Origin of the sequence: Alicycliphilus denitrificans K601, assembly GCF_000204645.1 — a bacterium.
Taxonomy (GTDB): Bacteria; Pseudomonadota; Gammaproteobacteria; order Burkholderiales; family Burkholderiaceae_C; genus Alicycliphilus; species Alicycliphilus denitrificans.
Genome location: NC_015422.1, coordinates 3,198,769 through 3,224,230, shown reverse-complemented (window position 1 = coordinate 3,224,230; position 25,462 = coordinate 3,198,769). Strand labels below are relative to the sequence as shown.

The 25,462-nt window shown below is 62.4% G+C and carries 21 protein-coding genes and 2 pseudogenes; 16 read left to right on the top strand and 7 right to left on the bottom strand.

What is annotated here, in order from left to right:
* The first annotated feature begins 27 nt into the window (after positions 1–27).
* The 11 genes and pseudogenes from ALIDE2_RS15300 to ALIDE2_RS15255 all read left to right on the top strand — a co-directional run.
* Positions 28–885, top strand: coding sequence for a branched-chain amino acid ABC transporter permease (locus ALIDE2_RS15300; protein WP_013518665.1), 858 nt, complete (start codon positions 28–30; stop codon positions 883–885).
* Positions 882–1,850, top strand: coding sequence for a branched-chain amino acid ABC transporter permease (locus tag ALIDE2_RS15295; protein ID WP_013518666.1), 969 nt, complete (start codon positions 882–884; stop codon positions 1,848–1,850). The genes ALIDE2_RS15300 and ALIDE2_RS15295 overlap by 4 nt, the downstream gene beginning before the upstream one ends.
* Complete coding sequence (locus ALIDE2_RS15290) at positions 1,847–2,599, top strand: ABC transporter ATP-binding protein (protein ID WP_013518667.1); 753 nt, start codon at positions 1,847–1,849, stop codon at positions 2,597–2,599. The genes ALIDE2_RS15295 and ALIDE2_RS15290 overlap by 4 nt, the downstream gene beginning before the upstream one ends.
* A complete protein-coding gene (locus ALIDE2_RS15285; protein ID WP_013722524.1) occupies positions 2,596–3,303 on the top strand; it encodes an ABC transporter ATP-binding protein in 708 nt (235 codons plus the stop codon). The genes ALIDE2_RS15290 and ALIDE2_RS15285 overlap by 4 nt, the downstream gene beginning before the upstream one ends.
* 43 nt (positions 3,304–3,346) lie before the next feature.
* Positions 3,347–3,940 (top strand): carboxymuconolactone decarboxylase family protein, encoded by a 594-nt coding sequence (locus ALIDE2_RS15280; RefSeq protein WP_013722523.1) that lies wholly within the window; start codon positions 3,347–3,349, stop codon positions 3,938–3,940.
* Positions 3,941–3,951: 11 nt separating this feature from the next.
* Positions 3,952–5,556, top strand: a complete 1,605-nt coding sequence (locus ALIDE2_RS15275; RefSeq protein WP_013722522.1) for an AMP-binding protein — start codon at positions 3,952–3,954, stop codon at positions 5,554–5,556.
* A gap of 15 nt (positions 5,557–5,571) precedes the next feature.
* Positions 5,572–6,405, top strand: a complete 834-nt coding sequence (locus ALIDE2_RS15270) for an SDR family NAD(P)-dependent oxidoreductase (RefSeq protein WP_013722521.1) — start codon at positions 5,572–5,574, stop codon at positions 6,403–6,405.
* Between the two features lie 431 nt (positions 6,406–6,836).
* Positions 6,837–7,922, top strand: a pseudogene (locus tag ALIDE2_RS15265) (LLM class flavin-dependent oxidoreductase); the annotation flags it as partial.
* 7 nt (positions 7,923–7,929) lie between these two features.
* The gene (locus ALIDE2_RS25470) at positions 7,930–8,190 is read left to right on the top strand and encodes an acyl-CoA dehydrogenase family protein (protein ID WP_238530156.1); all 261 of its coding nucleotides are present in this window, start codon (positions 7,930–7,932) and stop codon (positions 8,188–8,190) included.
* A gap of 127 nt (positions 8,191–8,317) precedes the next feature.
* Positions 8,318–8,578 (top strand): hypothetical protein, encoded by a 261-nt coding sequence (locus ALIDE2_RS25465; RefSeq protein WP_049791335.1) that lies wholly within the window; start codon positions 8,318–8,320, stop codon positions 8,576–8,578.
* Positions 8,579–8,665: 87 nt separating this feature from the next.
* Positions 8,666–9,278 (top strand): annotated as a pseudogene (locus tag ALIDE2_RS15255) (ABC transporter substrate-binding protein); the annotation flags it as partial.
* 45 nt (positions 9,279–9,323) lie between these two features.
* Here ALIDE2_RS15255 and ALIDE2_RS15250 read toward each other — a convergent pair.
* Positions 9,324–10,229: a lytic transglycosylase domain-containing protein gene (locus ALIDE2_RS15250; RefSeq protein WP_274427059.1), complete on the bottom strand. Its 906-nt coding sequence runs from the start codon at positions 10,227–10,229 to the stop codon at positions 9,324–9,326.
* A gap of 431 nt (positions 10,230–10,660) precedes the next feature.
* On the opposite strand from ALIDE2_RS15250, the gene ALIDE2_RS15245 reads away from it, so the two are divergent.
* Positions 10,661–11,917 (top strand): tyrosine-type recombinase/integrase, encoded by a 1,257-nt coding sequence (locus ALIDE2_RS15245; protein WP_013722519.1) that lies wholly within the window; start codon positions 10,661–10,663, stop codon positions 11,915–11,917.
* Between the two features lie 73 nt (positions 11,918–11,990).
* Here ALIDE2_RS15245 and ALIDE2_RS25035 read toward each other — a convergent pair whose 3' ends face one another.
* The gene (locus ALIDE2_RS25035; RefSeq protein ID WP_013722518.1) at positions 11,991–12,917 is read right to left on the bottom strand and encodes a hypothetical protein; all 927 of its coding nucleotides are present in this window, start codon (positions 12,915–12,917) and stop codon (positions 11,991–11,993) included.
* Between the two features lie 669 nt (positions 12,918–13,586).
* On the opposite strand from ALIDE2_RS25035, the gene ALIDE2_RS25780 reads away from it, so the two are divergent.
* On the top strand, positions 13,587–13,769 hold the full coding sequence (locus tag ALIDE2_RS25780) for a helix-turn-helix transcriptional regulator (RefSeq protein WP_013722517.1): 183 nt from the start codon (positions 13,587–13,589) through the stop codon (positions 13,767–13,769).
* Between the two features lie 221 nt (positions 13,770–13,990).
* Complete coding sequence (locus ALIDE2_RS15235) at positions 13,991–14,659, top strand: inovirus Gp2 family protein (protein WP_238530028.1); 669 nt, start codon at positions 13,991–13,993, stop codon at positions 14,657–14,659.
* A gap of 122 nt (positions 14,660–14,781) precedes the next feature.
* Here ALIDE2_RS15235 and ALIDE2_RS15230 read toward each other — a convergent pair whose 3' ends face one another.
* Positions 14,782–17,178, bottom strand: coding sequence for a DNA polymerase II (locus tag ALIDE2_RS15230; protein ID WP_013722515.1), 2,397 nt, complete (start codon positions 17,176–17,178; stop codon positions 14,782–14,784).
* Positions 17,179–17,847: 669 nt separating this feature from the next.
* Here ALIDE2_RS15230 and ALIDE2_RS25030 point away from each other — a divergent pair.
* Positions 17,848–19,335, top strand: a complete 1,488-nt coding sequence (locus tag ALIDE2_RS25030) for an ApeA N-terminal domain 1-containing protein (protein ID WP_013722514.1) — start codon at positions 17,848–17,850, stop codon at positions 19,333–19,335.
* A 152-nt stretch (positions 19,336–19,487) separates the two neighbouring features.
* Here ALIDE2_RS25030 and ALIDE2_RS24545 read toward each other — a convergent pair whose 3' ends face one another.
* On the bottom strand, positions 19,488–19,751 hold the full coding sequence (locus tag ALIDE2_RS24545; protein ID WP_013722513.1) for a helix-turn-helix domain-containing protein: 264 nt from the start codon (positions 19,749–19,751) through the stop codon (positions 19,488–19,490).
* A gap of 159 nt (positions 19,752–19,910) precedes the next feature.
* Here ALIDE2_RS24545 and ALIDE2_RS15225 point away from each other — a divergent pair, with 159 nt between their 5' ends.
* On the top strand, positions 19,911–20,450 hold the full coding sequence (locus ALIDE2_RS15225) for an SHOCT domain-containing protein (RefSeq protein ID WP_013722512.1): 540 nt from the start codon (positions 19,911–19,913) through the stop codon (positions 20,448–20,450).
* 1,325 nt (positions 20,451–21,775) lie between these two features.
* Here ALIDE2_RS15225 and ALIDE2_RS15220 read toward each other — a convergent pair.
* The 3 genes from ALIDE2_RS15220 to ALIDE2_RS15210 all read right to left on the bottom strand — a co-directional run bounded on the left by ALIDE2_RS15220 (position 21,776) and on the right by ALIDE2_RS15210 (position 25,055).
* Positions 21,776–22,801: a recombination directionality factor gene (locus ALIDE2_RS15220; RefSeq protein ID WP_013722509.1), complete on the bottom strand. Its 1,026-nt coding sequence runs from the start codon at positions 22,799–22,801 to the stop codon at positions 21,776–21,778.
* 110 nt (positions 22,802–22,911) lie between these two features.
* Positions 22,912–23,940 (bottom strand): YqaJ viral recombinase family nuclease, encoded by a 1,029-nt coding sequence (locus ALIDE2_RS15215; RefSeq protein WP_013722508.1) that lies wholly within the window; start codon positions 23,938–23,940, stop codon positions 22,912–22,914.
* A 140-nt stretch (positions 23,941–24,080) separates the two neighbouring features.
* On the bottom strand, positions 24,081–25,055 hold the full coding sequence (locus tag ALIDE2_RS15210; RefSeq protein WP_013722507.1) for a DUF932 domain-containing protein: 975 nt from the start codon (positions 25,053–25,055) through the stop codon (positions 24,081–24,083).
* Between the last annotated feature and the right edge of the window lie 407 nt (positions 25,056–25,462).

The following is a 25,462-nucleotide window of genomic DNA, read 5'->3' as shown; positions in this document are numbered from 1 at the left end:
CTGGCTTCTCCCACGCGGTGAATCGCTATGTCAACTATCGTGATTGGCTTGAGCCTGGGCATGCTGCTGTTCCTGCTGGCGGCGGGCCTGACGCTCATCTTCGGCATGCTGGGCGTGATCAATTTCGCCCACGGCGCCATCTACATGCTGGGTGCCTATGTCTCGTATGAAACGGGGCGGCGCACGGGCTCGTTTCTCATGGGGGTGCTGGCCGCCACGTTCTTCACCGCGCTGGCGGGCGCGGTGATCGAGAAGCTGACGCTGCGCCCGCTCTACGAGCGCCCGCACTTCTACCAGTTGATCCTGACCTTCGGCCTGATCCTGATCCTGAGCGACGTGGTGCGCTTCGTCTGGGGGCCGGGCTACCAGGAAGTGGCGATTCCGCCGCTGTGGAACGGCACCGTGGACATGCTGGGCAGCACCATCCCGATGTACCGGCTGTTCGTGATCGGGTTCGGCGCCCTCGTTTCGGCGGGCCTGTACCTGGTGCTGGAGAAAAGCACCTTCGGCATGCTCGTGCGGGCCGCCAGCAGCGACGCGGAAATGGTGCGCATCCTGGGCCTGCCGGTGGGCGCGATCCGCATGGCGGTCTTCGCCACCGGCTGCGGCCTGTCGGGCCTGGCGGGCGCGATCGCGGCGCCGCTGTTCCCCATCGAACTGGGCATGGCGACCAACACCATCATCGACTGCTTCATCGTCGTGATCCTGGGGGGACTGGGGAACATCCGGGGGGCGATCGCCGCGTCCATGCTGATCGGCATGGTGCGCGCCCTGGGCTACGTGTACCTGCCGGGCTGGGTGGACATCATGACCTTCGTGCTGCTGATCGGCACCCTTTTGACGCGGCCGCAGGGCCTGTTCTACCGCGCGGCGAGGACGGCATGAAACTCTCCCTGTTCGACATCTGCTTCGGCCTGCTGCTGGCCGCGGCGGGCATTCTGCTGCCCTTCCTCCACCCCGGAGAGGCGCTGATCCAGCTGGTCACCCTGGCGGCCATCTGGGCGATCTTCGCCATCGGCTTCGACTTCGTCTTTGGCGCGCTGGGCATGGTGTCCTTCGGGCACGCCACCTTCCTCGGAGTGGGCGGCTATGCCGTGGCCCTGGCAACCCAGAAGTACGGGCTGCCGTTCTCTGCCGGCGTGGGCCTGGCCGTCATCGTGGGGGCCGCGTTCGCTTTGCTGTTCAGCTTCTTCGCGCTGCGAGTGTCCGGCATCTTCTTCGCGCTGGTGACCCTGGCACTGTCCCAGCTGATCTTCATCCTGGCGGACAGCAAGCTGCGCGGCTTCACCGGTGGGTCGGATGGCATCTCGGGCGTAGAGCGCCCCGGCTTCCTGGGCATCGACTTCTACGACCCCGTCCACTACTACTGGTTCGTGCTGGGCGTGTATGCCCTGGTCATGCTGGCAGTGATCTCGCTGCGCAGCTCGCCGTTCGGCCGCGTGATCGCGGCGATCCGCGGCAACGAGACCCGCGCCGACCAGTTGGGCTTCAACGTCAACCGCTACAAGCAGATCACCTTCGTGATCTCGGGAGGCCTGAGCGGCCTGGCAGGGGCGCTGCTGGCCTCGCTGCTGATGTACATGAACCCGCAGATGCTGCACTGGACGACCTCGGGAGACGTGATCATCATGACCCTGGTGGGCGGCTCCGGCTCGCTGTGGGGCGCCACCGTCGGCGTGATCGCCTTCGAGGTGCTCAAGGAATGGCTGAGCAGCTGGACCGAGTACTGGTACGGCGTGCTGGGCCTGGTGTTCATCCTCGCGACCATCTTCTTCCCGCGCGGCATCGTCGGCGAGCTGGAGAAGGGCTTCGCGGCCTACCAGAAGAACCGGCGCGGAGGTGCGCGATGAGCCAGGCGGCACTGCGATGCGAGGGCGTTACCGTCAGCTACGGCGCCCTGAAGGCGGTCAACGACGTCAGCCATGAATTCCAGGAGGGCCGCATCTACGGCCTGATCGGGCCCAACGGCGCGGGCAAGACGACGCTGCTGAACGTGCTGGCCGGGCGGCAGATGCGCCATGCCGGCAAGGTGTACTGCGGCGGCCGGGAGATCAGCCAGCGCCCCGCCTACGCGCGAGCCCGCATGGGCATCGGGCGCAGCTTCCAGATCATCAAGATCTTCGGCGAGATGACGGTGGCCGAGAACCTGCTGGTTGCGGCCCAGTCGCGCAGACCGGGGTTCCAACCCTTCTGGATGAGCCGCCACTTCGACCGGCAGTTCCGCGAGCAATTGGACTCCATCCTGGAGCTGACGGGGCTGGCGGTCCACCGCGACGACATCGCGGGCACCCTGCCCTACGGCCTGCAGCGCTCGCTGGAATTGGGTGTGACCCTGCTGCCCGATCCCAGGATTCTGCTGCTGGACGAACCGCTGGCCGGCATCGGCCACCACGAAATCCAGGCCGCGCTGGCCCTGATCCGCAAGGCCGCGCAGGGGCGCACGGTGCTATTGATCGAGCACAACATGGACGCGGTGATGTCGCTGTCCCACGAAATCGTGGTCATGAGCAACGGATCGGTCATCGCGTGCGGCGCCCCCGAGGACATCCGCAGGAACGAAGCGGTGCGGTCGATTTACCTTGGGGAGGACGCCCAGTGATCGAACTCGAAAAGGCCAGCGTCAGATACGGCCAGGCCCTGGCGCTGGAAGAAATCTCCGTGCGGATCGACTTCCATGAAATCGTCGCCATCGTCGGACGCAACGGCGCGGGCAAGACCACACTGCTCAAGGCCCTGGTCGGCCTGATGCCCCTGGTGGCTGGCCGTCGCCTGCTGGGCGAGCAGGACATTTCGGGCCTGGGCGTGGAGGCCATCGCCAAGCTCGGCGTGGCGCTGGTGCCGGACACGCGCCGCATCTTCCCCAACCTGTCGGTGCTGGAGAACCTCAAGATCGGTGCGCTGGCCCACCAGCCGGGGCACTGGACCCTCGACCGGGTGCTGGACACCTTCCCGCGCCTGCGGGAGCGGCTGAACTTCGGCGGCGACCAGCTCTCCGGCGGCGAGCAGCAGATGCTGTCCATCGGGCGCGCCCTGCTGGGCAACCCGCGCATCCTGCTGCTCGACGAGCCCACCGAAGGACTGGCGCCGGTCATCGTGGACCAGCTGGTCCGGGTGTTCAGCGAGGTCCATCGCCAGGGCACCGGCATCGTGCTGGTGGAGCAGAACCTCAAGGTGCCCATGAAGCTGGCCCACCGCCAGTACGTGCTGGATCACGGTCAGGTCGCCTGGTCCGGCACGGCCCAGGAATTGGACGCGCAGCGCGCCCACGTCGAAGGCCTCATCACGACGGGCGCGGCGGCGTGACCGCGCCGTGCCCACACGCAAACCCCAAAACCAAGGCATGCCCATGAACGCCCACGCCGCCGCGCGCATCGCGCCCCTGCATGAAAACGATCCCCGCTCCCACGACCCTGTGCTGGAGGAACTGGTGGATTTTGTCGGCTACCGCCCGAATGCGCTGCTGACCATGGCGCGCAAGCCCGGCGTGGTGCCCGCGTTGCTCCAACTGCTGGGTGTGACGCTGCGCGGCGACGGGCTGCTCACGCAGGCACTGCGCTTTTTAATCGCCGCAGAAGCCGCGCGCGGCGCGCGCTGCCGCTATACGACGACGCACCTCGTCCATGCCGCCCACCACGTGGGCGTTGACTGGGACAAGCTGGCCGCGCTGCCGTCCTACCGGGACGACCCCCGGTACACCCAGCAGGAGCGCAAGGCGCTGGCCATCGCCACCGCGGGCGGCAGCCTGCCGGTGCGCGAACCGGGCCAGGCCATAACGCAAGCCCGGCAGGTCTTCACCGAGGAAGAAATCGTCGAGATCGTGTCCTGCGTGGCCATGGTCGGATGGTTCAACCGCTGGAACGGCCTGATGGGTTCGGAGCTGGAGCCCGTACCCTCGGAAGCGTTGGCCTATGTCCCCTGGCTCCAGGATCTCGAAGTCTGAAAGAGAAGACCATGTACAGCCGCATCCACGAACCCCACGCCTGCACGCTGACCGATGCACTGCGCGAATGGGCCACCAGTTGCCCCGGCGCGCCCTGGCTGGAGGACAGCCAGGGCAGCGCGTTCACCGTGGGGCAGGCGTTGACCGGCAGCCAGCGGTTTGCCAGCTTCCTGCACCACCGACTGGGCGTGCAGCCCGAGGAGCGCGTCGGCGTCTTCATGTCCAACAGCTGCGCCATGGTTGCGACTACGTTTGGCATCGGCTACCTGCGGGCCACGGCGGTGATGCTCAACACCGAGCTGCGTTCCGCGTTCCTGCGCCACCAGTTGAACGATTGCCAGCTGTCCACCGTCGTGGTGGATGCAGCGCTGGTCGAACACATCGCCAGCCTGGCGGATGAACTGCCGCACCTGCGCACCCTGGTCGTGGTGGGCGATGCGCCCGCCGCCGTGCCCGGGCACTGGCATCAGGTGGCCTGGACGGACAGCAGTGCCTGCGCGCCGTGGGAAGGCCCCGCGCCCCAGCCCGAGGATATCTTCTGCATCATGTACACGTCCGGCACCACCGGGCCGAGCAAGGGCGTGCTGATGCCGCACTGCCACTGCGCCCTGATCGGGCTGGGGGCGATACGCAGCCTCGAGATCACCGAGGCCGACAAGTACTACATCTGCCTGCCCCTGTTCCATGCCAACGGCCTGTTCATGCAGCTGGGGGCGACCGTGCTGGCGGGCATACCGGCCTTTCTCAAGCAAAAGTTCAGCGCCAGCACCTGGCTGGCCGACATCCGCCGCAGTGGCGCCACGCTGACCAACCACCTGGGCACGACGGCCATGTTCGTCATCAACCAGCCGCCCACGGAGCAGGACCGCGACCACCGTCTGCGCGCCAGCCTGAGCGCGCCCAACCCGGCCCAGCACGAGGCCGTGTTCCGCGAGCGCTTCGGCGTGAAGGACGTTTTGTCAGGGTTCGGCATGACCGAGGTCGGCATCCCCATCTGGGGACGCATCGGGCACGCGGCGCCGAACGCGGCCGGCTGGGCGCACGAAGACCGGTTCGAGATCTGTATCGCCGACCCCGAAACCGATGTGCCGGTACCGGCCGGGCAGGCCGGCGAAATCCTGGTGCGGCCCAAGGTGCCCTTCGGCTTCATGGCGGGCTACCTGAACGTCCCTGCGAAAACGGTCGAGGCCTGGCGCAACCTCTGGTTCCACACGGGTGACGCCGGCATGCGGGACGCGCAAGGGCTCATCACCTTCGTGGACCGCATCAAGGACTGCATCCGCCGCCGGGGCGAGAACATCTCGGCCACCGAGGTCGAGGCCGTGGTCGGCCAGTTGCCCGGCATCCACGAGGTGGCGGCCTACGCGGTTCCGGCGCAGGGCGCGGGTGGGGAGGACGAGGTGATGCTCGCCCTGGTGCCCAGCGACGGCGCGGTGCTGGACATGGCGGACATTGCCCTCCAGGCTGGCGCCCTGTTGCCGCGCTTTGCCAAGCCGCGCTACCTGCGCCAGATGGACAGCCTGCCGAAGACGGCCACCGGCAAGATCCAGCGCGCCATCCTGCGCCAGCAAGGCAGCGCCGGCGCCTACGATGCCGAGACGGCGCACGCCCGGTAAACACAGGAGCATGCCATGTCGGAAAAATTGCGTGGCAAGGTGGCCGTGGTCACCGGCTCGGGCCGGGGCATCGGCCGGGCAATGGCCCTCAAGCTCGCGAGCGAAGGCGCCCGCCTCGTCCTCAATGACCTCGACGACGCGCCTGCCGCCGCCGTGCGCGAGGAAATCATCGCGCTGGGCGGCGAGGCGGTGGCCTGCTGCGGCAACGTGGCCGCAGCCGATTTCGCGGACCGGCTGATTGCCGCGGCGACCGGCGCGTTCGGCGGGCTCGACATCCTCATCAACAATGCTGGCTACACCTGGGACAACGTCATCCAGAAGACCACGGACGAACAGTGGCATGCGATGCTGGACGTGCACCTGACTGCACCGTTCCGCATCCTGCGGGCGGCTCAACCGGTGATCCGCGAGCTGAGCCGGACTGACGCAGCGGCCGGCCGCCGCACGGTGCGCAAGGTGGTCAACATCTCTTCGGTTGCAGGCGTCTTCGGCAACGCGGGGCAGGCCAACTACTCCGCCGCCAAGGCCGGCATCATGGGCCTGACCATGACGCTGGCTAAGGAGTGGGGGCGCCTGAACACCACGGTCAACTGCGTGGCCTACGGCCTCATCAAAACCCGCATGACCGAGGTCACCGGCAGTGCCGACGCCGCCATCCAGGTCGAGGGGCGCGAGATCAAGGTGGGCGTGAACCCGGGCCTGATGGCCATGCTGGAGCGCAGCATTCCGCTGGGCCGGGCCGGCACGCCGGAGGAGGCCGCCGGCGCGGCCTACCTGTTCTGCATTCCCGAGTCCGACTACGTGAGCGGCCAGACCCTGCTGTGCACGGGCGGGCTCACGGGCATCTGACCCCGCCGCCCAACCGAGGCCCATCCGCATGACGAAGCCCGGCGCCGTTCGCTGACGTATCCGTTCGGGCTTCCGCGCCGCGCCACGTGGCCGAAGTTGTCCCCGGCATGCGCCGGGTCCGGTTGCCCGTGCCGTTCCGGCGCGATCACGTCAGCGTCTGGGCGATCGACACGCGCGATGGCTGGAGGCTGGTGGACACCGGCCTGAACGACCCTGGCGGGTGTGGGCGTGACGCCCGCGCGCGAGCGCTCGAAGGGCTGCGCGCCTCAGTGATGAAGTAGCGGAGGGCGCGCAGGTCTATGGGGCGGTTCTGCCGCGCCGTATGCGGGGCGCGAGTTTGGAAACACGTTTTTCTTCGTTGGCGTGCGCCGGCTGCGGGCTGATCATGCCTGCAGTCCCGCACTGTTTACCATTCGATACAGGAGCCCGCTATGCTCATCCAGATCATCGGCATGATCCAGCCGCACGAAGTGTCCGAAACCCTTGCACGCCGCGGCCTCGCGGTGGACCCAGCCTACGTGCGCGCGTTCGCCCAGGCGCACTAGCACGCGGACTTCGACCGCATCCTGGTGCTCGCCAGCTCCACCAGCCCCGACACGCTGCTCACCGTGGCCTATGCGGACGCGGCCACGCAACGCATCCGCTTCCTGCTCGCGCACCGGCCTGGCTTCGTGGCGCCCACGCTGGCCGCGCGCCAGCTCGCCACGCTGGACAACTACACGGGCCGGCGCCTCGCGGTGCACTACATCAGCGGCGGCTCCGACGTGGACCAGCAGCGCGACGGCGACTTCCTCGGCCACGACGAGCGCTATGCGCGCACCGACGAATACCTCACGCTGCTGTGCCGCGTGTGGACGGAGGAGCGCCCCTTCGACCACGAGGGCGCGTACTACCGCGTGAAGGGCGCCGCCTCGGAGGTCAAGCCGCTGCAGCAGCCCTACGTGCCCATCTACTTCGGCGGCGCGTCGGAGCCCGCGCTGCGGGTGGCGGGCAGACATGCCGACGTGTACGCGCTGTGGGGCGAATCGCTCGCGCAGGCGGGCGATCTCGTGCGGCGCGTGCGCGCCGAGGCCGCGGCGCATGGGCGCGGCATCGGGTTCAGCATCTCGTTCCGCCCCATCATCGCGCCCACCGAGGAAGAGGCCTGGACCAAGGCCGCACGCATCCTGGAGACCACGCGCGCTCAGCAGGTGCAGATCGCCCACGCGCGCGGCGCCGGCCCGCAGCAGAGCGAGGGTGTGCGCCGCCTGCTGGCCGACGCGGCCAGGGGCGACCGTGTGGACGAGCGCCTGTGGACCACCATCGCGCGCGAAACGGGCGGGCGCAGCAACTCCACCGCGCTCGTGGGCACGCCCGAGCAGGTGGCCGATGCGCTGCTCAAGTATTACGACCTGGGCATCGAGACCTTCCTGGTGCGCGGCTTTGGTCCGCTGGTGGACGCCCTCGAATACGGCCGCGAGCTGCCGCCGCTGGTGCGCGCCAAGGTGGCCGAGCCCGACGCGCAGCGCGCCCTCGAACGCCACCGTGGCGTGGCAGACGCCCGAGGGCTGGCGCCTGAGCGGGCGCAAGATCCACGCCACGGGCGCGCCCATCCTGCGCTGGTACGCCGTGTGGGCGCGCACCGACGAGGCTGCGCCGCGCGTGGGCACCTTCCTCGTGCGCGCGGACAGCCCGGGCGTGCGCGTCGAGCCCACCTGGGCGTGCCCACGCCGCCGGACCACGCACTGGGCCTGCAGCCCACCGGCGCGTGGCCCCAGGCGGACGGCGCTTTCCAGACCGAGATGACGCTGCTGCTCGGCGCGCTCTACACCGGCGTGGCGCGCGCCGCGCGCGACTGGCTGCTGTAGTTCCTGCTCGCGCGCCCTCCAGTCTGGGCGCGCCGCTGGCCACGCTGGCGTGCGCGCAGGAGGCCGTGGGCCGCATCGAGGCGCTGCTGCTGTCCAGCCGCCGCTTGCTGGCCGGCTTGGCGCAGGACGTGGACGCCGGCACGCCGGTGGGCGCGGTGGGCGCGGTGGACGCGGAGCAGGAGGCGCTCGCGCTCACCAGCAACCACGGCCTGTCGCGCCGCAACCCGCTGGAGCGGCACCTGCGCGACGTGCTCTGCGGCCGCGTACACACGCCGCAGGACGACAGCGTGCACGTGGCCGCCGGGCGTGTGGCCCTGAACCTCTGACGACACAAGGAAACCCACCCATGCCATCCATGCAACGACGCAGATTCCACCGCATGGCCGCCACCGCCGTGGCCGCCGCCTGCCGTGAGCCGCTCCGACGCCTATGGCACGGCCGTGCTCGTGCGGCCCGACTCGCCGCTCAGGATGGCGGCCGACCTCAAGGGCCGCAGCGTGGCGACCAACCGCGGCTCCATCGGCCACTTCGTGACGCTCAAGGCGCTCGCGAGCGCGGGGCTCACGGCCGACGACGTGCAGCTGCGCTTCATCCCGCCGGCGGACGCCAAGCTCGCGCTTACGCAGGGCGCGGTGGACGCCTGGGCCACCTGGGAGCCCTACACCGCGCTGGCCGAAACGGGCGGCCACGCGCGCGTGCTGGTCAACGACCGGGGGCTGTAGTCGGGCCTGTCGTTCCTCGCGGCGACCGACGACGCGCTGGCCGTCAGGCGCGCGGCGCTGCACCGTGGCGCGCGCGCAGGCCTGGTCGTACCGCAACACCAGGGCCTTCGGCCAGTCGCTTGCGCGCATCATCGGCATCCCGGCAGAGGCGGCGCAGCTGCAATTCGAGCGCCGCGCCACGCGCTGGCTGCCCGTGGACGAGGCCGTGCTGGCCGAGCCGCAGCGCACGGCGGACTTCTACTGGAGGGCCGGGCTCATCAGGCAGCGGCTGGACGTGCGCGCCACCTTCGACGGGCAGGCGTGAGGCGGCGGCGCGTTTCCGGGCCGCCGCTTGAAACGAAACGGCCGATCAGTTGCCGGCACGCAGCGTCAGCCGTATGCGTTCGAGCACCGGCGAGGGCTGCGTCACGGTGCGGTCGAACGGATGCGCGCGAGCGCCGACGGCCTTCAGGATGCGCTGCACGTAGGCGCGCGTTTCCACATAGGGCGGGACGCCGCGGTAGCGTTCGACCTTGCCCTCTCCGGCGTTGTAGGCTGCAGCCACCAGCGCCACGTCGCCCTCGAAGTAGGCCAGCAGCCAGCGCAGGTAGGCCAGGCCGCCGCGGATGTTCTGCGCCGGGTCGTAGGGATTCCTGACCTGGAAGCGCTCGCTGGTCTCCGGAATCAGCTGCATCAGGCCCTGCGCGTTCTTGGGTGATACCGCCTGGGGGTTGAAGTTGGACTCGGCAGCAATGATGGCCAGCGCCAGCTGCGGCTCCACCTGGTACTGCGGCGCCATCTTGTGCACCAGTTCCATGATCTTGGGTGGCGCTATGGCCTGGTAGTCCACGCCGGGCGGGGCCGCCTCGACCGGGGCGGGCTGCGGCGGGCGCATGCACTCGGGCACCTCGCCGGTGGCGCCGCCGACGACCTGCAACATGCGCGCGGCCACATCCAGCCCTTGCTCGGCGGCGGCCTGGAAGAAGAAGGCCGCCGTCGCGTCGTCGCGCGCCACGCCGCGCCCATTGGCGTACATCCATCCAAGGTGGTACTGGGCTAGCATGTCGCCGAGCCGCGCGCTCGTGCAGTACAGGTTGGCGGCCCTCCGCGCATCGCGGGCCACGCCTTCGCCATGCTCGTAGGCAATGGCCTGCTCGCGCAGGCTGGCTGCCAGGGCACTGTCGCCTTCACTGGGTTGTGCCCGCGCAGCACCCCCGGCAACGGTGCAGAACAACGCCACCGACAGCGGCACAAGGTTCGGCAGGCTTGGACGCATGGATTCGAGTATGCGCGTCTTCGCGGCCACCGTCACCCCTGCGCTGCACGGCGAACCGGAGCGGCGGGGCATGGGGCCGGTAGGCAGAGCGAGCAACGAAAAACTTCGCAGCCCCGCAAAAACTTGGCTGGCCATGCTCCACGAATATGCATAGCTGCAAAAGAAAAACGCCGTAGCGAAAAATCACTACGGCGATGCGAGCCGGTTTGTGGGCCGTTACCTTGCAAGCCGAATTCAACGACCTGCAGAAAACCTTGGCGGAGAGGGCGTCCGTCTCTTTGACGTCTAGCACAATCCAATGAGAATCAAAAAACCATTTTAAATCAATAGGTTGAAGAGTTCGTCTGTCTGCCGAAGTCCAGCCGATTCTCACCACATCCAGATCTTTATGTGGGATAAGATGTGGGACAAATAGTTCGACGGAGATAGCCATGCCAAGAAAAGCCAAGGAACTGTCAGCGCTGGCAGTCACCAAGCTTAAAACCGAAGGCCGTCACGCAGTTGGCGGCGTGGACGGCCTGCATCTTCGCATTCTGGGCGGATCACGGGCATGGGTGCTGCGCATCGCCGTGGGCACGCGCCTGGGCAAAGATGGTCAAGCGACGCTGCACCGCAGGGACGTTGGACTGGGAAGCTTTCCCGAGGTGTCACTGGCCGAGGCACGCGAACGCGCCCGTGAACTCAGAAAACAAGTGCGTGATGGCATCGACCCCGTTCAGGAGCGCCAGACTGTCAAAGCCCAATCTGCCATGGAGATCGCCAAAACCAAGACCTTCGAAGACTGCGCCACGGCTTACATTGATGCCAATCGCGCCGCCTGGAAAAACGACAAGCATGTCCAGCAGTGGACCAACACGCTGGCGACCTATGTCTATCCGAAATTCGGCCACCTGCCGGTAGCGTCGGTCGATACGGGAATGGTGCTGGACGTGCTCCAGCAATCCGTGGGCAAGCTCGGCGAAACACTGTGGCTTAACAAGACAGAGACGGCCAGCAGACTGCGAGGACGCATTGAATCCATTCTGGATTGGGCGGCATTTCGGGGATACCGCCAGGGAGACAACCCGGCGCGTTGGAAAGGCCACCTCGAACACGAACTACCCGCTCGCAACAAAGTGCAGAAAGTCGAGCACCATGCGGCACTGCCCTATGCCGAGATGGCCGCGTTCATGGCTGAGCTGCGATCCAAAGAAGGCGTCTCCGCCCGCGCATTGGAATTTGCGATCCTCACCGCAGCACGCTCAGGCGAAGTACGTGGCGCCAAGTGGTCAGAAATCGACCTGCAAAACAAAATCTGGACAATCCCCGCCGAGCGGATGAAAGCTGGCAAAGAACATCGAGTGCCTCTCGCCGGCCAAGTTTTAACGCTGTTGAAGGCTCTGCCGCGTGAAGAAAACACGGAGCACGTCTTCCTCGCACCCAGGGGAGGACAACTCTCCGATATGTCGTTGACGGCCGTATTGCGTCGCATGGGGCAAGGCGGTCTAACGCAGCACGGATTTCGCTCCACCTTTCGGGACTGGGCTGGGGAGACAACCACTTATCCCCGTGAAGTGTGCGAGCACGCTCTGGCACATAGATTGGCTGACGGCGTTGAAGCAGCCTACCAGCGGGGCGACCTTTTGGCTAAGCGTGCAGGGTTGATGTCCGACTGGGCCAACTATTGCAATTCACCGCCGGCCAAATGAGCGGCCAGCAGAAAATACAAGTGTTTTAAAACTGAAAGCAGCCTGTGTCGATCAACGACACAGGCTGCTTTTTTTATTCGGTAGGTTCGGGTGAGCCCAGCAGCAATTGCCTACGGCTGAGGCGTTCACGGATGTATGTTTCTTTTTCGGCTTCGGCATTGATGATTAGCTCGATTATTTCTGTGCGTGTCAGGTGATGTTTTGCCGCGAGCTTTTCAAGCTTTGATATCGTTTTCTCTGCGAGGACAAAGTTGCATTGTCTCTTGTTCTTGGAATTTTCTCTGCGCTGTTTTTGAGCCCACATATTGTTGGCTTTTTTATTGAAAAGCTCTTTGGCTGACTCGGTAAATGCAGGGTTATCAAAAAATTCCAATACGCCTTCATAGGTTTTGAAAAACGGTCGATTGTGGGTTATTTCGGGATTCTTTTTTGTTAGCCACTCCCAGAAAAATTCAATTCTGGAACTTGCATCGTTCCTATTTAACCATGAAAAATACCGGTCTGTTTTGGTGTGATTTTGCCAACTTAATTGCAAACTTTCAATGAAATTTATTTTTTCGTCAATCGTTGAAAAGTAATGTGCAGAAAAAAAGTCTAAATAAGCAATGCTTAGATTTCTTCCCGTCAAGTGGCGAGGTGGGGATGGATTGGTTAATGGTTGATGATGCATTCCTGCTTGCGCGGCTTTTTCTTTGGAAGCTGAAATATGCAAGACCAGTTGATAAGTTAACCAGTGTGATTGGCGCTGGCTGTCTTCAATCCAGCTTAAGTGTGTATCGGGGACTAATTTGACTGGCGCCCATTGGCATCCTCCACTAAGGTTGCCAATGTTTTTTATGAATGAGGCAAGCTCATCTCTATTGAATGTGGATATCGAATGAATGTCAATAAATTGTTTATCGCTTTGCGCCAGCGCAAACCATAGCAGTGAGTTAATTCTGCTTGACTCAATGGGTGTGCCAATGATCCGTGCAAGCTCATCGTTTGTTTTAACTGGCATTCAAGATTTTCAGAAGAGATTCTGTAGATACGTGGATGATTTTTCTTTGATGAATTATAGATCACATCTAGATAGGTTGCTAGATGCTTTTGGGTGTGAATTCCTTAGCTTGGTAAGCGTCGTTGGGGTTACGCCTTGTTCCCAGAGCACTGGTCACGGTGGCTCATCGGGGTCTCTTGCCCACTAGCGAACGCATTCCAAGCGACGAGTGCCGCTCCCCTCATTGAAGGTGCTTGGAGGCCACCGCCGCATCGTATGTGAGCGCCACTGCCGACCCCACAATGCGGAGACAACGGCGAAGACGCTCCTATACTAAAACTATGGTGCAGCATGCTAGATACCGGCAATGCCCTGCTGGATCCCGAGGGATCTGCTCACGCTTGATAAAAGGGCTTATCAGTTCGGCCTTTTGGAGGGGTATTCTGTCTTCCTGATCTGGTCATGGAAGAAGCCACATTTGAAACTCAGCTGTACGGCAGTTGGTGGGTTTTTGCAGTATTGAGCGTATTTGAGAACGCGTCAGCATCATGCGGTTTTGATCCTTCGGGAAGTTGCACGCTTAGGGGTTCATGCACGACGCGATAGTGGTTGTATGGCTATGCGGAGCCATCAAGTGTAAAAAATCATTATGGGACGCATGCGTTGGACAAACTACTTCGAGTGAATGCCATGCGTATCTTGCGACTACCTGCAGTGAGTGAATTGACGGGACTGCCACGGTCCACGTTGTATCTGTACATGAGCAAGGGCATCTTCCCAAAGCCCATAAAGCTCGGCGTCAAATCTGTCGGTTGGATCCAGGAGGAGGTGGACCAGTGGCTGCGTCAGAAAATGGAATCGCGGGCTTCTTAAGCCGAATCCCATTTTTCCAGAGCAGATTAGCCATTTGTTTTTATCAATAACCCCAGGGATTGCCTATTTTGGCGTGCCGATGTTGCTGCTGTTTTGGTCTGTTCTTGCCTCGGTATTGGTAGTATAGACAGATATAGAGCTATGGGCAATCTATACCGGTAAAGCATCCAGGCACAGCACATACATCGGCCACCATTCAGGCAAGGGGTCACTTGTGTGAGGTGAACGTGTTTTACAGTGATTTTGAGATAAACAAGAATCATCGCCTGTACAGTGATGGGGTGTACCAGTCTCTGCCCGTGATGAATGGGTACTACCCCATGATTGAGGAGTATCTGCGGGCACTGCATGGGGTGCTTGCCAAGGCAACCCATCAGTATCGAAGAGTCTTTGCCTTCAGGGTGGATCTGCATTTGCCTGCCGGAACCGGGGGGTGTCACGATGAGTTCTGCAACTCTGTGGTGTCAAGGTTCATCGAATCATTCAAGGCCAAGATTCGGCACAACCGTGCGGTGGCCTCCAAGACAGCCTCCTACACTCATCAAACCAAGGTGCGTTATTTCTGGGTGAGGGAGGTAGGTGAACGCGGTAGGGTTCACTACCATGTCTTGTTCCTCCTGAATGGGGATGCTTTCAACTGCCTGGGCAGCTACCAGTCTTCGGCTGTGAACATGGCCCATCGGGTATGGGAGGCCTGGGCCAGTGCTTTGGGCGAAAGCGTGGAGAGGGCCAAGACTCTGGTGCACTTTCCGAAGAATCCGTGGTACATGATCCTGCGCGATGATCCCGAGTCATTTGCTGCGCTCTTTCATCGGGCAAGCTATCTGTGCAAGGCAAGGACGAAGCAGTATGGGGCGGGGCACCACGGGTATGGCGCCAGCAGGGGCTAATGGACTGGCTCCGAAGAGACTGAGGTGGAATGGTCGCAGGGCACTAATCACCCACTGTCCCAAATAGGGAATTCCTCTCCCATCCCCGCCAGCCGTATTCACGGCTGGCGGGTGAGGCGCCCCTAGAAAAGCACCGTCTGCGCACTCGTCAATGCCACAAAGCTGTCTCCCAATGGCTGGAGAATCGCATCGGCAATGGGCTGGAGTTGTTTGACGAGGTAGTGCTCATAGTCAATACGCGAATGCCGGGCCTCCAGAGGTTCGGGGCCGCTTTGCGCCATCACGTACTCGATCCAGCCACCACGCTGGTACTGCTGAGGACGGTTCAACTTCGCGTTGTGTGCATCAGCGATGCGCGCCGCGCGCACCTGGGGCGGCACATTGACCTCGTAGGCATCGAGCCGGTGGCGCAGGCGTTTTCGGTAGACGAGCAGCGCATCCATCTGGCCATCCAGCATGGACCGCGCATAGTCGGCCACGAAGTCCCGATAGGGCTCGCCGTGGAAGATGCGTGACAGCAAGCCCTCCTGGAACTGGCGTGCCAATGGGGTCCAGTCGCTGCGGGCCATCTCCAGCCCGCGATAGACCATCTCTTCCTGCCCCGCTTCATCGACGCTCAGGCCGGCGTAGCGCTTCTTGCTGCCGACATCCGATCCTCGGATAGTGGGCATGAAGAACTTGGCGTAGTGGGTGTCGAACTCGATCTCGAGGAAGTTCTCCAGCTGCTGCTCTTCTCGCAGCTTGCGGGTCCACCAGGCGTTGATCTCCTGCACCAGGCCGGCCGCAATGGCGTGCGCCTCCGTATTGGGATAGGTGCGTTTGAGCCAGATGAAGATGGAGTCGGTGTCTCCGTAGATGACCTGGTATCCGCGCTGCTCCACGAACGTCCGGGTGAGTTTCATCACCTCGTGGCCGCGCAGGGTGACGGCGGACACCAGCTTCGGGTTGAAGAAGCGGCACTCGGACGCGCCCAGCACTCCGGCGAAGGAGTTCATGAGCAGCTTCAGGGCCTGCGACAGCGGCTGATTGCGCGCACGCTTGGCCTCGTCCCGGGCATTCGACAGGGCGGTCACGATGTCCGGCAGACAGTGCTTCTCGCGCGAGAACAGCGTGCCTTGCGGCCCTTGCACCAACCCGGTCTGTGCGTCGGCGCTCTCTCCCTCTGCCAGACCCACGGGGTCCACCAGAAAGGTCCGGATGATGGAGGGGTACAGACTCTTGTAGTCCAGGACCACGACGGAGTCGTAGAAGCCTGGCGTGGAGTCCATCACATAGCCGCCGGGAAAGGCCTTGGCCGCGATGTCACCCACGTTGGGTGCCACATAGCCCAGGCGGTGCATGCGTGGCAGGTAGTGGTGGCTGAACGCAGCGATGGAGCCGCCGAAGTGATCGATCTGCAAACCCGTCGTCTGCGCTCGCTCCAGCACGAATGACAGCAGCTCCAGTTTGTCGAAGATGCGCAGGACGAGCGCGCAGTCGCGGATGTTGTAGCTGGCGAGCGCTGGCTTGTCTTCCTGGTAGCGCCGCTCGATCTCCGCCATCTTGTCGTAAGCGTCTCCGATCTCCTTGCCCTCGCCCAGCAGTGCTTGCGAGACCGCTTCAAGGCTGAAAGACGGGAAGCTCCACATGCCCGCCCGCAGTGCTTCGATGCCATCGACAACCACGCGTCCGGGCATGGGTGCGAAAAGGTAGCCCTGGCGCCCCGGGTGCGTACGCCAAGCGATGGGGCGGCGCTCGCGTCCGAGCAGCAGTTGCACGGAGTTCGCATCGGCCGTCTTCTGCAGTACCCGCAGATCGAACTGGATCACGCTCCAGCCGACGATGACATCCGGGTCATGGTCTGCAAACCAGGCATTGAGCTGCTCGATCATCGCCCTGCGAGTTGAGCAGTACACAAGCCTGAAGTCCATCTGCGACACAGCTGGCGCCGACACAGACTCTGGTGCTTCCCCCAGCATGAACACCACCCGATCACCCGCACCATCCAGTGCGACGGAGTACAGATCCTCCGTTGCACTCGTCTCGATGTCCAGCGACACCACCTTCAACACCGGGCGCCAACCAGACGCGGGCTTCAATCTGCCGTCGATGATGGTCGAGCCTTCCTGATGGCCTCCCTCCACCAAAACGCCGGCTGTAATGAACCGCTCCATGAGGTAGCGGTCGTGTGGGCGGACATCGGCTTCGTACAGAGGGAGCCCCAGTGGCTGGAGTGCTCGCGCCAGCTTGCCCAGATCGCGGAATCTGCGGGCGTAGATACCGAGGACGGGCTGCTGATCGAACGTCTTCAGACCGAGTTCCTTCACCTCCAGGCCCTGCAGGCTCGCCAGTGAAGCTTGTGCTGCAGCCCGGTGGCAGGCTGGCAGGAAGGCGACCGAGGTTTGCCGGGTCAGAAGCACCTTCTTGGGCCCCTCGTCGGTGGCCAGCCAGTATTCAATCTCGGTGCCGTCTGGGAGATCGCGCCAGTTGCGGGTGAGGAGGAAGCCCCGGAGTTCGATGGGTGCGAGGGCTGATGACATCAGGTGGAGCGAAGGACGGTGGCGCGCAAATTCTGATGCCTCGGGCGAACAGGTTAAGAGCTAAGAAGCACTCTTGCGCATGATACTGATGTTTTGTACAGTATTGCAAAAATCGACACCGAGAAGGCTATGCACAAACCATCCCGTTATGTATTCCGTCCTGCCCGTCCGGCTCCTGCATTGCTGCGCCGCATTTGGGCATGGTTTTAAGGCGTTACGGCAGTGCTGCGTGGGCCAGCCATCAAGCTGTGAAGCTTGACGACGTTCTGAAATCTTGCGTTACTGGGCTGTGCATGGCCTAGTTCGAACTGTCTGTGCGGACCGCTTGAGGCTGGCTGCAGTCAGTCGGCGTGGCCCGCTGAATGTCTGCTGCGCGCCTGCTTTCTGTCATCCAGGCTCAGCCATTGGGCGAAAGCAGAAGGTGAAATTGGCCGCAGGGGGTGGAGCCGCTATCCTCTGCACATCGCAGACCAGTCCCTCGAGAAGTGGGATGGGGGTGCAAGCCGCAGCCGATCCCGCCGACTGCTAGTGCCGAAGCAAAACTGACCAGCTGGTGGTCAACATTGGATCGGCACTAACACCCAATCACTTGGGTTGGCAGCGTTGCCTTTGAGGGCAGACGCATCGTGTCCTAAATCAAGTGCTCGACCAACTGCAGGGAGGAACTAAATGAAAGAAGCGCACAGCGAGCGATGCATTGCGGGGCAGTTCTCCTTTGATGGATCGTTGACTGCGGCAGGCGAACTGCATTTGCGCGGGCAAGCTTCGCGGCTGAAGCTTTTCTCTCGCTCTGAACCTGACTGGTCTGCGAAGCGAGATGTCTGTGGGCGATTGCTTGATTCCACGCACGTGTCCCTGCTCAACTGCGTACCGATGGCTGGTACAGGAGAGCATTTTCGTGGTGATGATCACTTCTTTGTGGGCAACCTGTTTCCGCATTACATCTTGATTGGTCACAAGCACGTGACGTCCGAGGAAGAGCGGATCGCCAGTATCCATTTTTCATTAGATGACGCGACGGCGTTGTTCGGCGACTTTCGAGTATTTGGCCAAATTTTCAATGCGCGTGAGCATCTGGCAGAGCTGTCGAAGACAGAGGGCGGAAAGTATGTCGGAGAGCTTGGAGCACTGCCGCACATTTTTTACTTCAACGGCAAGCTGGAGCTTCTCTCCACGGTCACATCATTAGGTGTGGTCTCTGCGAGGTACACGCTGGTCGTTCCCTCTTCGTCAGCTGACGGGATACATCTTGATGCCGACGTAGTTCTGGCGATCGATTTCTCTACTGCAACTACCGTGAGGCACGCCCTACGAGCTGTGTTGGATTTGGTTAGATTTGTCGAGATCGCGGCGGGACGTCCACAGAACGTAAAGAACATCAAGGTTGAACTGGATGGGAATGACGGTGTCCATCAGCAGCAGCTTGATCTCATCTGGCCTCTCGGACCCCGCAGAGACGCTGAGGATGAATGGGAGCCTACCAGCTGGTTTGACCTGCCCTTCTGGCCGTCGCGAGAGCCTGAGAAGATGAGCAAGGTCTTAGCGGCGTGGTTGGCAAGAAACGAAGAATGGCGCACCGCACGCCTGCGCTATTCCACCAGCTTCGCCTCTCAACGGCGCTACGACCCAGATCGGCTAGTGGGTGCAGCAAATATGTTCGACCTGTTACCGGACAATGCTTTCCCGCCTCCCGACCCCACCCCAGACGATCTTGCCGAGGCTCGCGATAAAGCCCGCGCGCTCTTCAGGAGCCTTCCTCACGGAGAGGACCGGAGCTCGGTTCTTGGAGCGTTGGGGCGGATCGGAAAGCTCAGCCTGAAAAGGAAAGTTCGCAGCCGGGTACGGATCATCGCTCGACAAGTAGGAGATCTATTTCCCGACTTGGAACTCGTCGCTGATCATGCCGTGGATTGCCGCAACTACTATGTCCATGGCACGAAGCCCAAGCTGGACTACGAGTCCGGTGAGAGTCCGGTGACATTTTTTACGAACACTCTCGAATTTGTCTTTGCAGTGTCTGATCTGATCGACGCAGGATGGAACTCCAATGAGTGCATTCGTCGATACACGACGATGTCTCACCCGTTTGGAAGATACCGTGTGAGCTATGCGGAAGATCTAGCGGAGCTCAAGGCGCTGCTCCCGAGAGGCGCATAAAACTCAAAAATCCGTCTTAAGCTCCGTGTGGCGCTCGGCTGGCGGCATCTTCAACGTTGCAGACATTACATGGAGCGGGGCCGAACTTCCGCCATCGCTGCAGAACAGACGCCTCGCCACCGTCTCAAGCCGAGTAGCTGAACCGGCCCAGCTCACTCACTCTCGTTTGGTGGCCTGAGCAACATCCAAGGCTCCACATCCAGCGCCTGCGCAAAGCGCTCGATGTTCGACAGCGACACATTCCAGCGGGATCGTTCCACCGCTGACACATAAGTGCGATCCAGTTCGCACTCCATCGCAAGCCGCTCTTGCGACCACCCCTTTTCCACCCGCTTGAGGCGCATCCAATAGGCCAGCACGTCCCGAAGATTATTGGGATCGGGCAGCGAGGTGGGTGCTTGGGGCTTGGCAGACACCGAGTGAGGATGCTTTTCTGATAAATTTGCATCTACGGTGTTTGCTTCACATATAGACCCAGCAAGTCAGAAAGAAGCAGCGCTTGGGAGGGGCTGAATGCGCTTCAGACACGCGGCTCCTGCATTGACAAAACGCAGCCTCGAACTGTGAGCCACGCAATGGAAGAAGAAATCCAAGAAATCCTCGCGACCTACCGGTCCAGCGTCCATGACGACAAGATCTTTTTCCATCCCCACATACCGCCCAAGAAGCTGGCAAATGCCATCTCCGAGTTCGGTGGCAATGACGGTGCAGACGATGTACTGGCATTGATCGACAACACCGTCTTTGGCAATGCGAAGGATGGCCTGCTTCTGACCCGATCAGCCCTGCATGTGCACAACATCATGGAGACACCTTTCCATGTGCTGCTGAGCGACGTCAAGGATGTCCAGTTTCAAGAGGGCCGACTAGAGAGCCTGATGACGATCAACGGCACCTATGTTTTTAGGTCCAACGTACCTAAGAAGTCCAATGCGGCGCTCTTCGCAGAAATGCTGACCGCCATCGTGGACACGGTAAAACGGCATGCGCCGAATGCTTCCCCTGCTCAACGCGCCAAAGAGTCCCTACGGGAACTGAAAGAACTCTTCGATGAAGGCCTCCTGACAGAGTCGGAATACACCCAAAAGCGTCAGGTCCTGGTGGCCCAAATCTGAAAGTCTCTCGATGAAAACCCTCCTACTGCTCTTAATCCCCGTCTACGCCCTGCTGTGGCTGATCTGCTTCGGTCACTGCGTCGCAAAAAAGAAGCCCATCGGCTTTTTGATCCTGATCTTCTCGAACCCGTTTGCCCCCTTGGTGTACTACGTGTTCTACCTGCGGAAATAGCGCCCTGCGCGCGCAAATTACCAAAGCCATGGCGGCGTGCACCACCGTGAAATGCCGCACCCCATGCCCCGTATCCAGACGACCTGTGTCGGGGCCCCCGGCAAAGGTCTTCACGTCAACCAACAAAACACCAACTTGCAAACCATCCACACCAGGACGCATAAACCATTGCCGCCATCGTTGCGTCAAGATGGACTACCCGATTGCCGACGCGGGCGGCTGAGGCCCAGCAACCTTGAAAAAAAGAGACCACCCCCAGCAAGTGCCAGGGGCGGCCATACAGACGATGGCTCTCTTGGGTCATCAAGCACGTTATCCCGGCTTCGGCCTGAGCATCAGCACCCGCAACACCTCCACATCAGTCCAAGTGCCATAGAGGCTGCGCAACTGCCAGTTGCTACTTTTCTCGGGTGAGGTGGTATCCAAAGATGCAACCGGATCCAACCGCGTCCCATAGCCACACCCCCAGACCGCCTCTACCTCCTGGGGCACCAGCAACACCGAGCGAGGTCGGAATCCTTCTCCCGCGTTTGCCAAAGCTCCTTCGGCTCTCGGGTCTTCCAGTCCCTCCAGCCCGGCCACGACGCGCCATTGCCAGCCGCAGTCACATTGGGTTGCCGGGCGTGCCCGTCGCCAAGCCACCAGCAGGACGCCGCCCTCACGACGGCATTGGTCCATCGCATCAAGATCCAGCTCCGCACATTCCCGCACAGAGATCGCTGGGCGAAACGAATCTGTCGGTGGCGGCAATGGCAATAGCAGGCGACGAACCCACTCCGCCATTCTGACGTCCAATGCAATCATTGGCTCTTGCGTGGCTTCGTGCTGCTCAGGTGCGTCAGCGTTCGTTTCAACGTGGATTAGCGCACCAGCTATCCGGGCCAGACGACACACCCTTGGTCGCCACCGGGCCGGTGAGACCTCTGGGCGCAACAGACAAGCCGCCTGCCACAGCGCTGTCCACAGAGAGCGGAGATCTCCGGGCGGTTCTTCCACAGGGCATTCCAGGGGCAAGCGGTGCAAAGGGGCGGCGATTGCCGCATCCTGTGTCAGCGCCCACGCCATGACCATCGGCTCTGTGTCCCACCGCAGTCCCGCCGTGTACATCTGCACCAACGATGCAAGGCGACTGGCGCGCGGCCTCTTTCCTTTGTCAGCCGCTGCCATGGCCCACCCCTGCATCCACAGCCGATCCGGAGTGAGGTGCGCCGATGGGCACCAAGCTCTGGGCCTTCAGCCGTTCCCCCAGCTTGTGGCCAAGGTTGCGCTGTGGTCCGGATTGCCGCTGTCGTGCGCTCTGCGGCTGCGATGACCCGTGCCCAGCATCTTGAGGGGCCTTGTCCAGTCCGTCCCCTGAGCTGTCTTCCGTGTCGGGATAGAACTCCTCGACCACGGCGGCCCCATCTTCTTCGGATTCCTCAAACTCCCCAAGCGCAAACCCGGCCCTGGCCGTGTCATCCAGCGCCACTTGGTCTATTCCTGCCGCCTTGCGCCCCTCCCATTCCGCCCGGGCGCGCTGGATGGCCTGCACCAGCGTGGTCTCCGCCCTGAGTGTGAGGTCCACGTAGTAGATCGGCGTGCGATGCGATAGCGTGGTGGACTTGCCGCGCAAACGCAGCTCCAGTGGCAAGGTGGACAGCATTCCACCGGACACCGCTTGGAAATACCGCAGCCGTGCCGAGAGCGTGCGAATGCTGTTGAACCCGGTGGTGCGCAGCACAAAGCTGCCCAGTTCATCACTCCCGGTTCCCTCCACATCGACACGCACATTCAAGCGCCCGTAGGGCTTGCAGTTACCGCCTTCGGCCAAGGGGCAGGCCTGCGGTGACGGACAAGCAAAGCTCTGCATTCCAGACAGCGTGGCCCGTTTGCAGGTTTCCCCATTGCCCACACACAGGGGTCGCCCGGTGGACCGGTCAAACATTGTGTAGTTGGCCCGCAGGCTGAGATGAGGATCGTCAAACAGCAGGCGCACGGGAATGCTGCGCAGCTTGGTGCTCTTGTCCTTGCGCAACTGCTCATCGAGCGGGTGGTTCACCCAGCCATCACGGTTTTGCACCTGGCTGGTGATGGTGAATTCGTCATCCTTCTCCGGCAAGCGCTTGCCGTGCTTCTCCACGACTTTGCCAATCGATATCCGGCCAATGACCGGGGGTGTCAATGCCAAACCTTTGAGCATGGTGGTTCCTTTCGAGACAAAAAGAAGCGGACCCGCACCGATCTGGTGGAGGTCCGCTGTGAGTGATTGACGGATATGGGGTGTGAGGCTCTGGTGTCTCCCTTGCCCGGCTACTGCTGCACCAAAAACCGCCGACTGCCTGGCTTGGTGAGTAGGTAGGCCTGTGCCAGCTCGGGCCGGTCCTTGAGCAACTGCGCCGTGTCCAGGGCGGTTCCGTCCTTGCTGCGTTTCCAGGAAACTTCCCCGGTCTCGAATACCGCCCGTGTGGCGTCACCCATGCGCTGCTGAATGCGTTGCTTGAACTGGGCCTCCAGTGCGGTCTGGGTGGTGATGACCTCCCGCACCGCCAGCAGGTCAGAAAACACCCCCGACATCTCCAGGTCGGTCGAGAGATCCAGCGTGGTGCCGCTGTCACGCGGATACAGACACCGCAGTGCCAGGTCGGCAGAGTCCGAACCATCGGCCGGGGGCTCCTGGTCCCGCTCCACATAGCCCCAGAACTGCTGCTCTAACTGGATGAGCTGGGCGATCATCTCGGCGTCTCGTTCGATGCGGAACACCTGCAGTTCCTGCCCACCCATGAGCACGGCCACATCCGCCACCTGTTTGCCGGTCACAGCCAACTGGTGCATTACCTGCAGTTGCACATACTCGGGCACACCATCGCGCCACAGCCTGGCCCCGTTGATGCCAGCCGTCTTGCATTCCAGGATCTGGACATCCGGAGCTCCCATGACCTCCCGGTCGAGGTTCGCCAGCATCCAGGGATGTTCAGGGTGTTGCAGCACCGCATTGACGCGGCGAACTCTGTTGCCCGTGCGCCGGGTGTAGTGCGCTGCCACGATGGGTTCGAGCAGCGTGCCCCAGTACATCGGGCTCTGGTCGTCATTGGGATCGACCACGGGCAGACCGGCATCACGCCCGGTCTTCTCCATCCACAGTTGGAGCTGGGACTTGTAGGGATGCAAGCCCACGGCAGCGGCAGCATCGGAGCTGCCAATACCGCACTTGCGCACTTCCAGCCAATCCTCACGCTTGAGGGTGTTGGTCTTGACCAGCTTCAAAGCCGGTCGGGCCTTGGGGATTCCCGAGGAAGACGGTGAAGAAACGGAATCCGTATGAACAGAGGGTTGAGACATGGTGACTCCTTGGATGTAGAAACTCCGCACAACAAAAAGCCCCGGTCCCATTCAAGGTCCGGGGCTTTGCTGAGGAAGGGATGGAAAGAATGGAGGGAAGGCTCTTTTGCTTCGGCGCTTTGGACCGTTGAGCCTGGCATTCACGATGCCAGCTGCAGCGCCTGCTCCAGCGCACGTTGCTTGAGGGCTGCGCCCTGGCCAAACCAGGCACTGTCGAGCCGGTACTCCTGGCTGCGAGCACGCCGCTCGTGGTCCACGAATTCGGTGACAGCGCACAGCAGGCCCCAGGCCGTGCCCTTGGCGGCCTGCAGTTCAGCACCACGGCCCTGGCCCTCGTACATCGCCTGCACTTTCTTGAGGGCACGCTCGTTCGTGAGACCCATGGCCTGGTCAGCATGGGCATCTGTCTGGCACAGCACCTTGAGGAAGTAGTTCATGGACTCGTGGCTCTTGACCTTGCGCTCCGAGAGCGTCTTCATGCGGTACATGAAGCTGTCCCACTGGGAGACCGCAATGCCCAATTGCTTCTTGACCGCCTGGGCATCGAAGGTTGTGCTGTGAGGCACCTTGATGGCGCTGGTCGCGCCACTGAGGGCGATGGACAAGGTGTTATTGCAGACCACCCGGATCGTGGTGGGCGTGGCAGTGGTGGCCAGGCTACCGTCGCAGGAGGTGGCCAGTAGCAGATAGCCGTTGACCACATCGTTGCCCTTGAGCGCCGAGGTCTTGCCCGTGCGGGCCAATGCCCAGAACTTGCGACCGGCCTTGAGGACACCGGCTGTTTCCAATTCATAGCCGGAGACCTCCGTGAGATCCCGGTAGAACTCCAGCACTTCCTTGGGCTGGACCACCTGGTAGCGGCCCGACACCACGGACAAGGGGGCCTTGGTATCGCTGCGGTACAGCACCTTCTGGTCGAGAAACTCCATGGCTTCGCCGTAGAGGTTGGAGCTGTCGTCAGTGGCCAGGTAGCGCACGGGTGTCTCCCGGATATGCCATTGCATGCCAGCGGCCTGTGCCCAAACGTCGATGGGCTGTTTCTTGGGCAGGGCATTGCCCAGTTGGTGCCAAGGGGTCTGGCCGACATGGGCCATGGTTTCGATGAGGTGGGACATGGGGGACTTTCGAAATGGAGATGGGCAGAGAAAGAGAGGGATAGAGAAAGGAATGAAGGAAAGAGCAGCGGCCTCCAGCAGAGGCAGCGGGGGGAAACAAGGTCAGGAACGGGAGGGGCCGCTGAACACCGCCCCGCAGTCCTGGCACTCGCAGTTGCCGAGGTAGTGCGCGTCAACGACATCGCCCAAGCGGCTACCAGCGACAGAACCCGCCGTGGCGCCGAGCAGGCCGCCCAGCAGGGCACCGGCGATGCCTCCGAGGGCGATACCAACGGGACCACCAACAGCCCCGAAGGACGCACCGACCTGGGCACCGGACCAGGTGCTGGCAGCGCCGCTGGCGGCTCCGGCGACACCGCCGAGGGTTCTTCCGGTATCGCGCCCCACTTGGCGGGTGGTCACATGGG

Coding starts and splice junctions, on each gene's coding strand:
- ALIDE2_RS15300 (WP_013518665.1), top strand. CDS start 28: ATGTCAACTATCGTGATTGGCTTGAGCCTGGGCATGCTGCTGTTCCTG.
- ALIDE2_RS15295 (WP_013518666.1), top strand. CDS start 882: ATGAAACTCTCCCTGTTCGACATCTGCTTCGGCCTGCTGCTGGCCGCG.
- ALIDE2_RS15290 (WP_013518667.1), top strand. CDS start 1,847: ATGAGCCAGGCGGCACTGCGATGCGAGGGCGTTACCGTCAGCTACGGC.
- ALIDE2_RS15280 (WP_013722523.1), top strand. CDS start 3,347: ATGAACGCCCACGCCGCCGCGCGCATCGCGCCCCTGCATGAAAACGAT.
- ALIDE2_RS15275 (WP_013722522.1), top strand. CDS start 3,952: ATGTACAGCCGCATCCACGAACCCCACGCCTGCACGCTGACCGATGCA.
- ALIDE2_RS15270 (WP_013722521.1), top strand. CDS start 5,572: ATGTCGGAAAAATTGCGTGGCAAGGTGGCCGTGGTCACCGGCTCGGGC.
- ALIDE2_RS15250 (WP_274427059.1), bottom strand. CDS start 10,229: ATGCGTCCAAGCCTGCCGAACCTTGTGCCGCTGTCGGTGGCGTTGTTC.
- ALIDE2_RS15245 (WP_013722519.1), top strand. CDS start 10,661: ATGCCAAGAAAAGCCAAGGAACTGTCAGCGCTGGCAGTCACCAAGCTT.
- ALIDE2_RS25035 (WP_013722518.1), bottom strand. CDS start 12,917: ATGCCAGTTAAAACAAACGATGAGCTTGCACGGATCATTGGCACACCC.
- ALIDE2_RS25780 (WP_013722517.1), top strand. CDS start 13,587: ATGCGTATCTTGCGACTACCTGCAGTGAGTGAATTGACGGGACTGCCA.
- ALIDE2_RS15230 (WP_013722515.1), bottom strand. CDS start 17,178: ATGTCATCAGCCCTCGCACCCATCGAACTCCGGGGCTTCCTCCTCACC.
- ALIDE2_RS25030 (WP_013722514.1), top strand. CDS start 17,848: ATGAAAGAAGCGCACAGCGAGCGATGCATTGCGGGGCAGTTCTCCTTT.
- ALIDE2_RS15225 (WP_013722512.1), top strand. CDS start 19,911: ATGGAAGAAGAAATCCAAGAAATCCTCGCGACCTACCGGTCCAGCGTC.
- ALIDE2_RS15220 (WP_013722509.1), bottom strand. CDS start 22,801: ATGCTCAAAGGTTTGGCATTGACACCCCCGGTCATTGGCCGGATATCG.
- ALIDE2_RS15215 (WP_013722508.1), bottom strand. CDS start 23,940: ATGTCTCAACCCTCTGTTCATACGGATTCCGTTTCTTCACCGTCTTCC.
- ALIDE2_RS15210 (WP_013722507.1), bottom strand. CDS start 25,055: ATGTCCCACCTCATCGAAACCATGGCCCATGTCGGCCAGACCCCTTGG.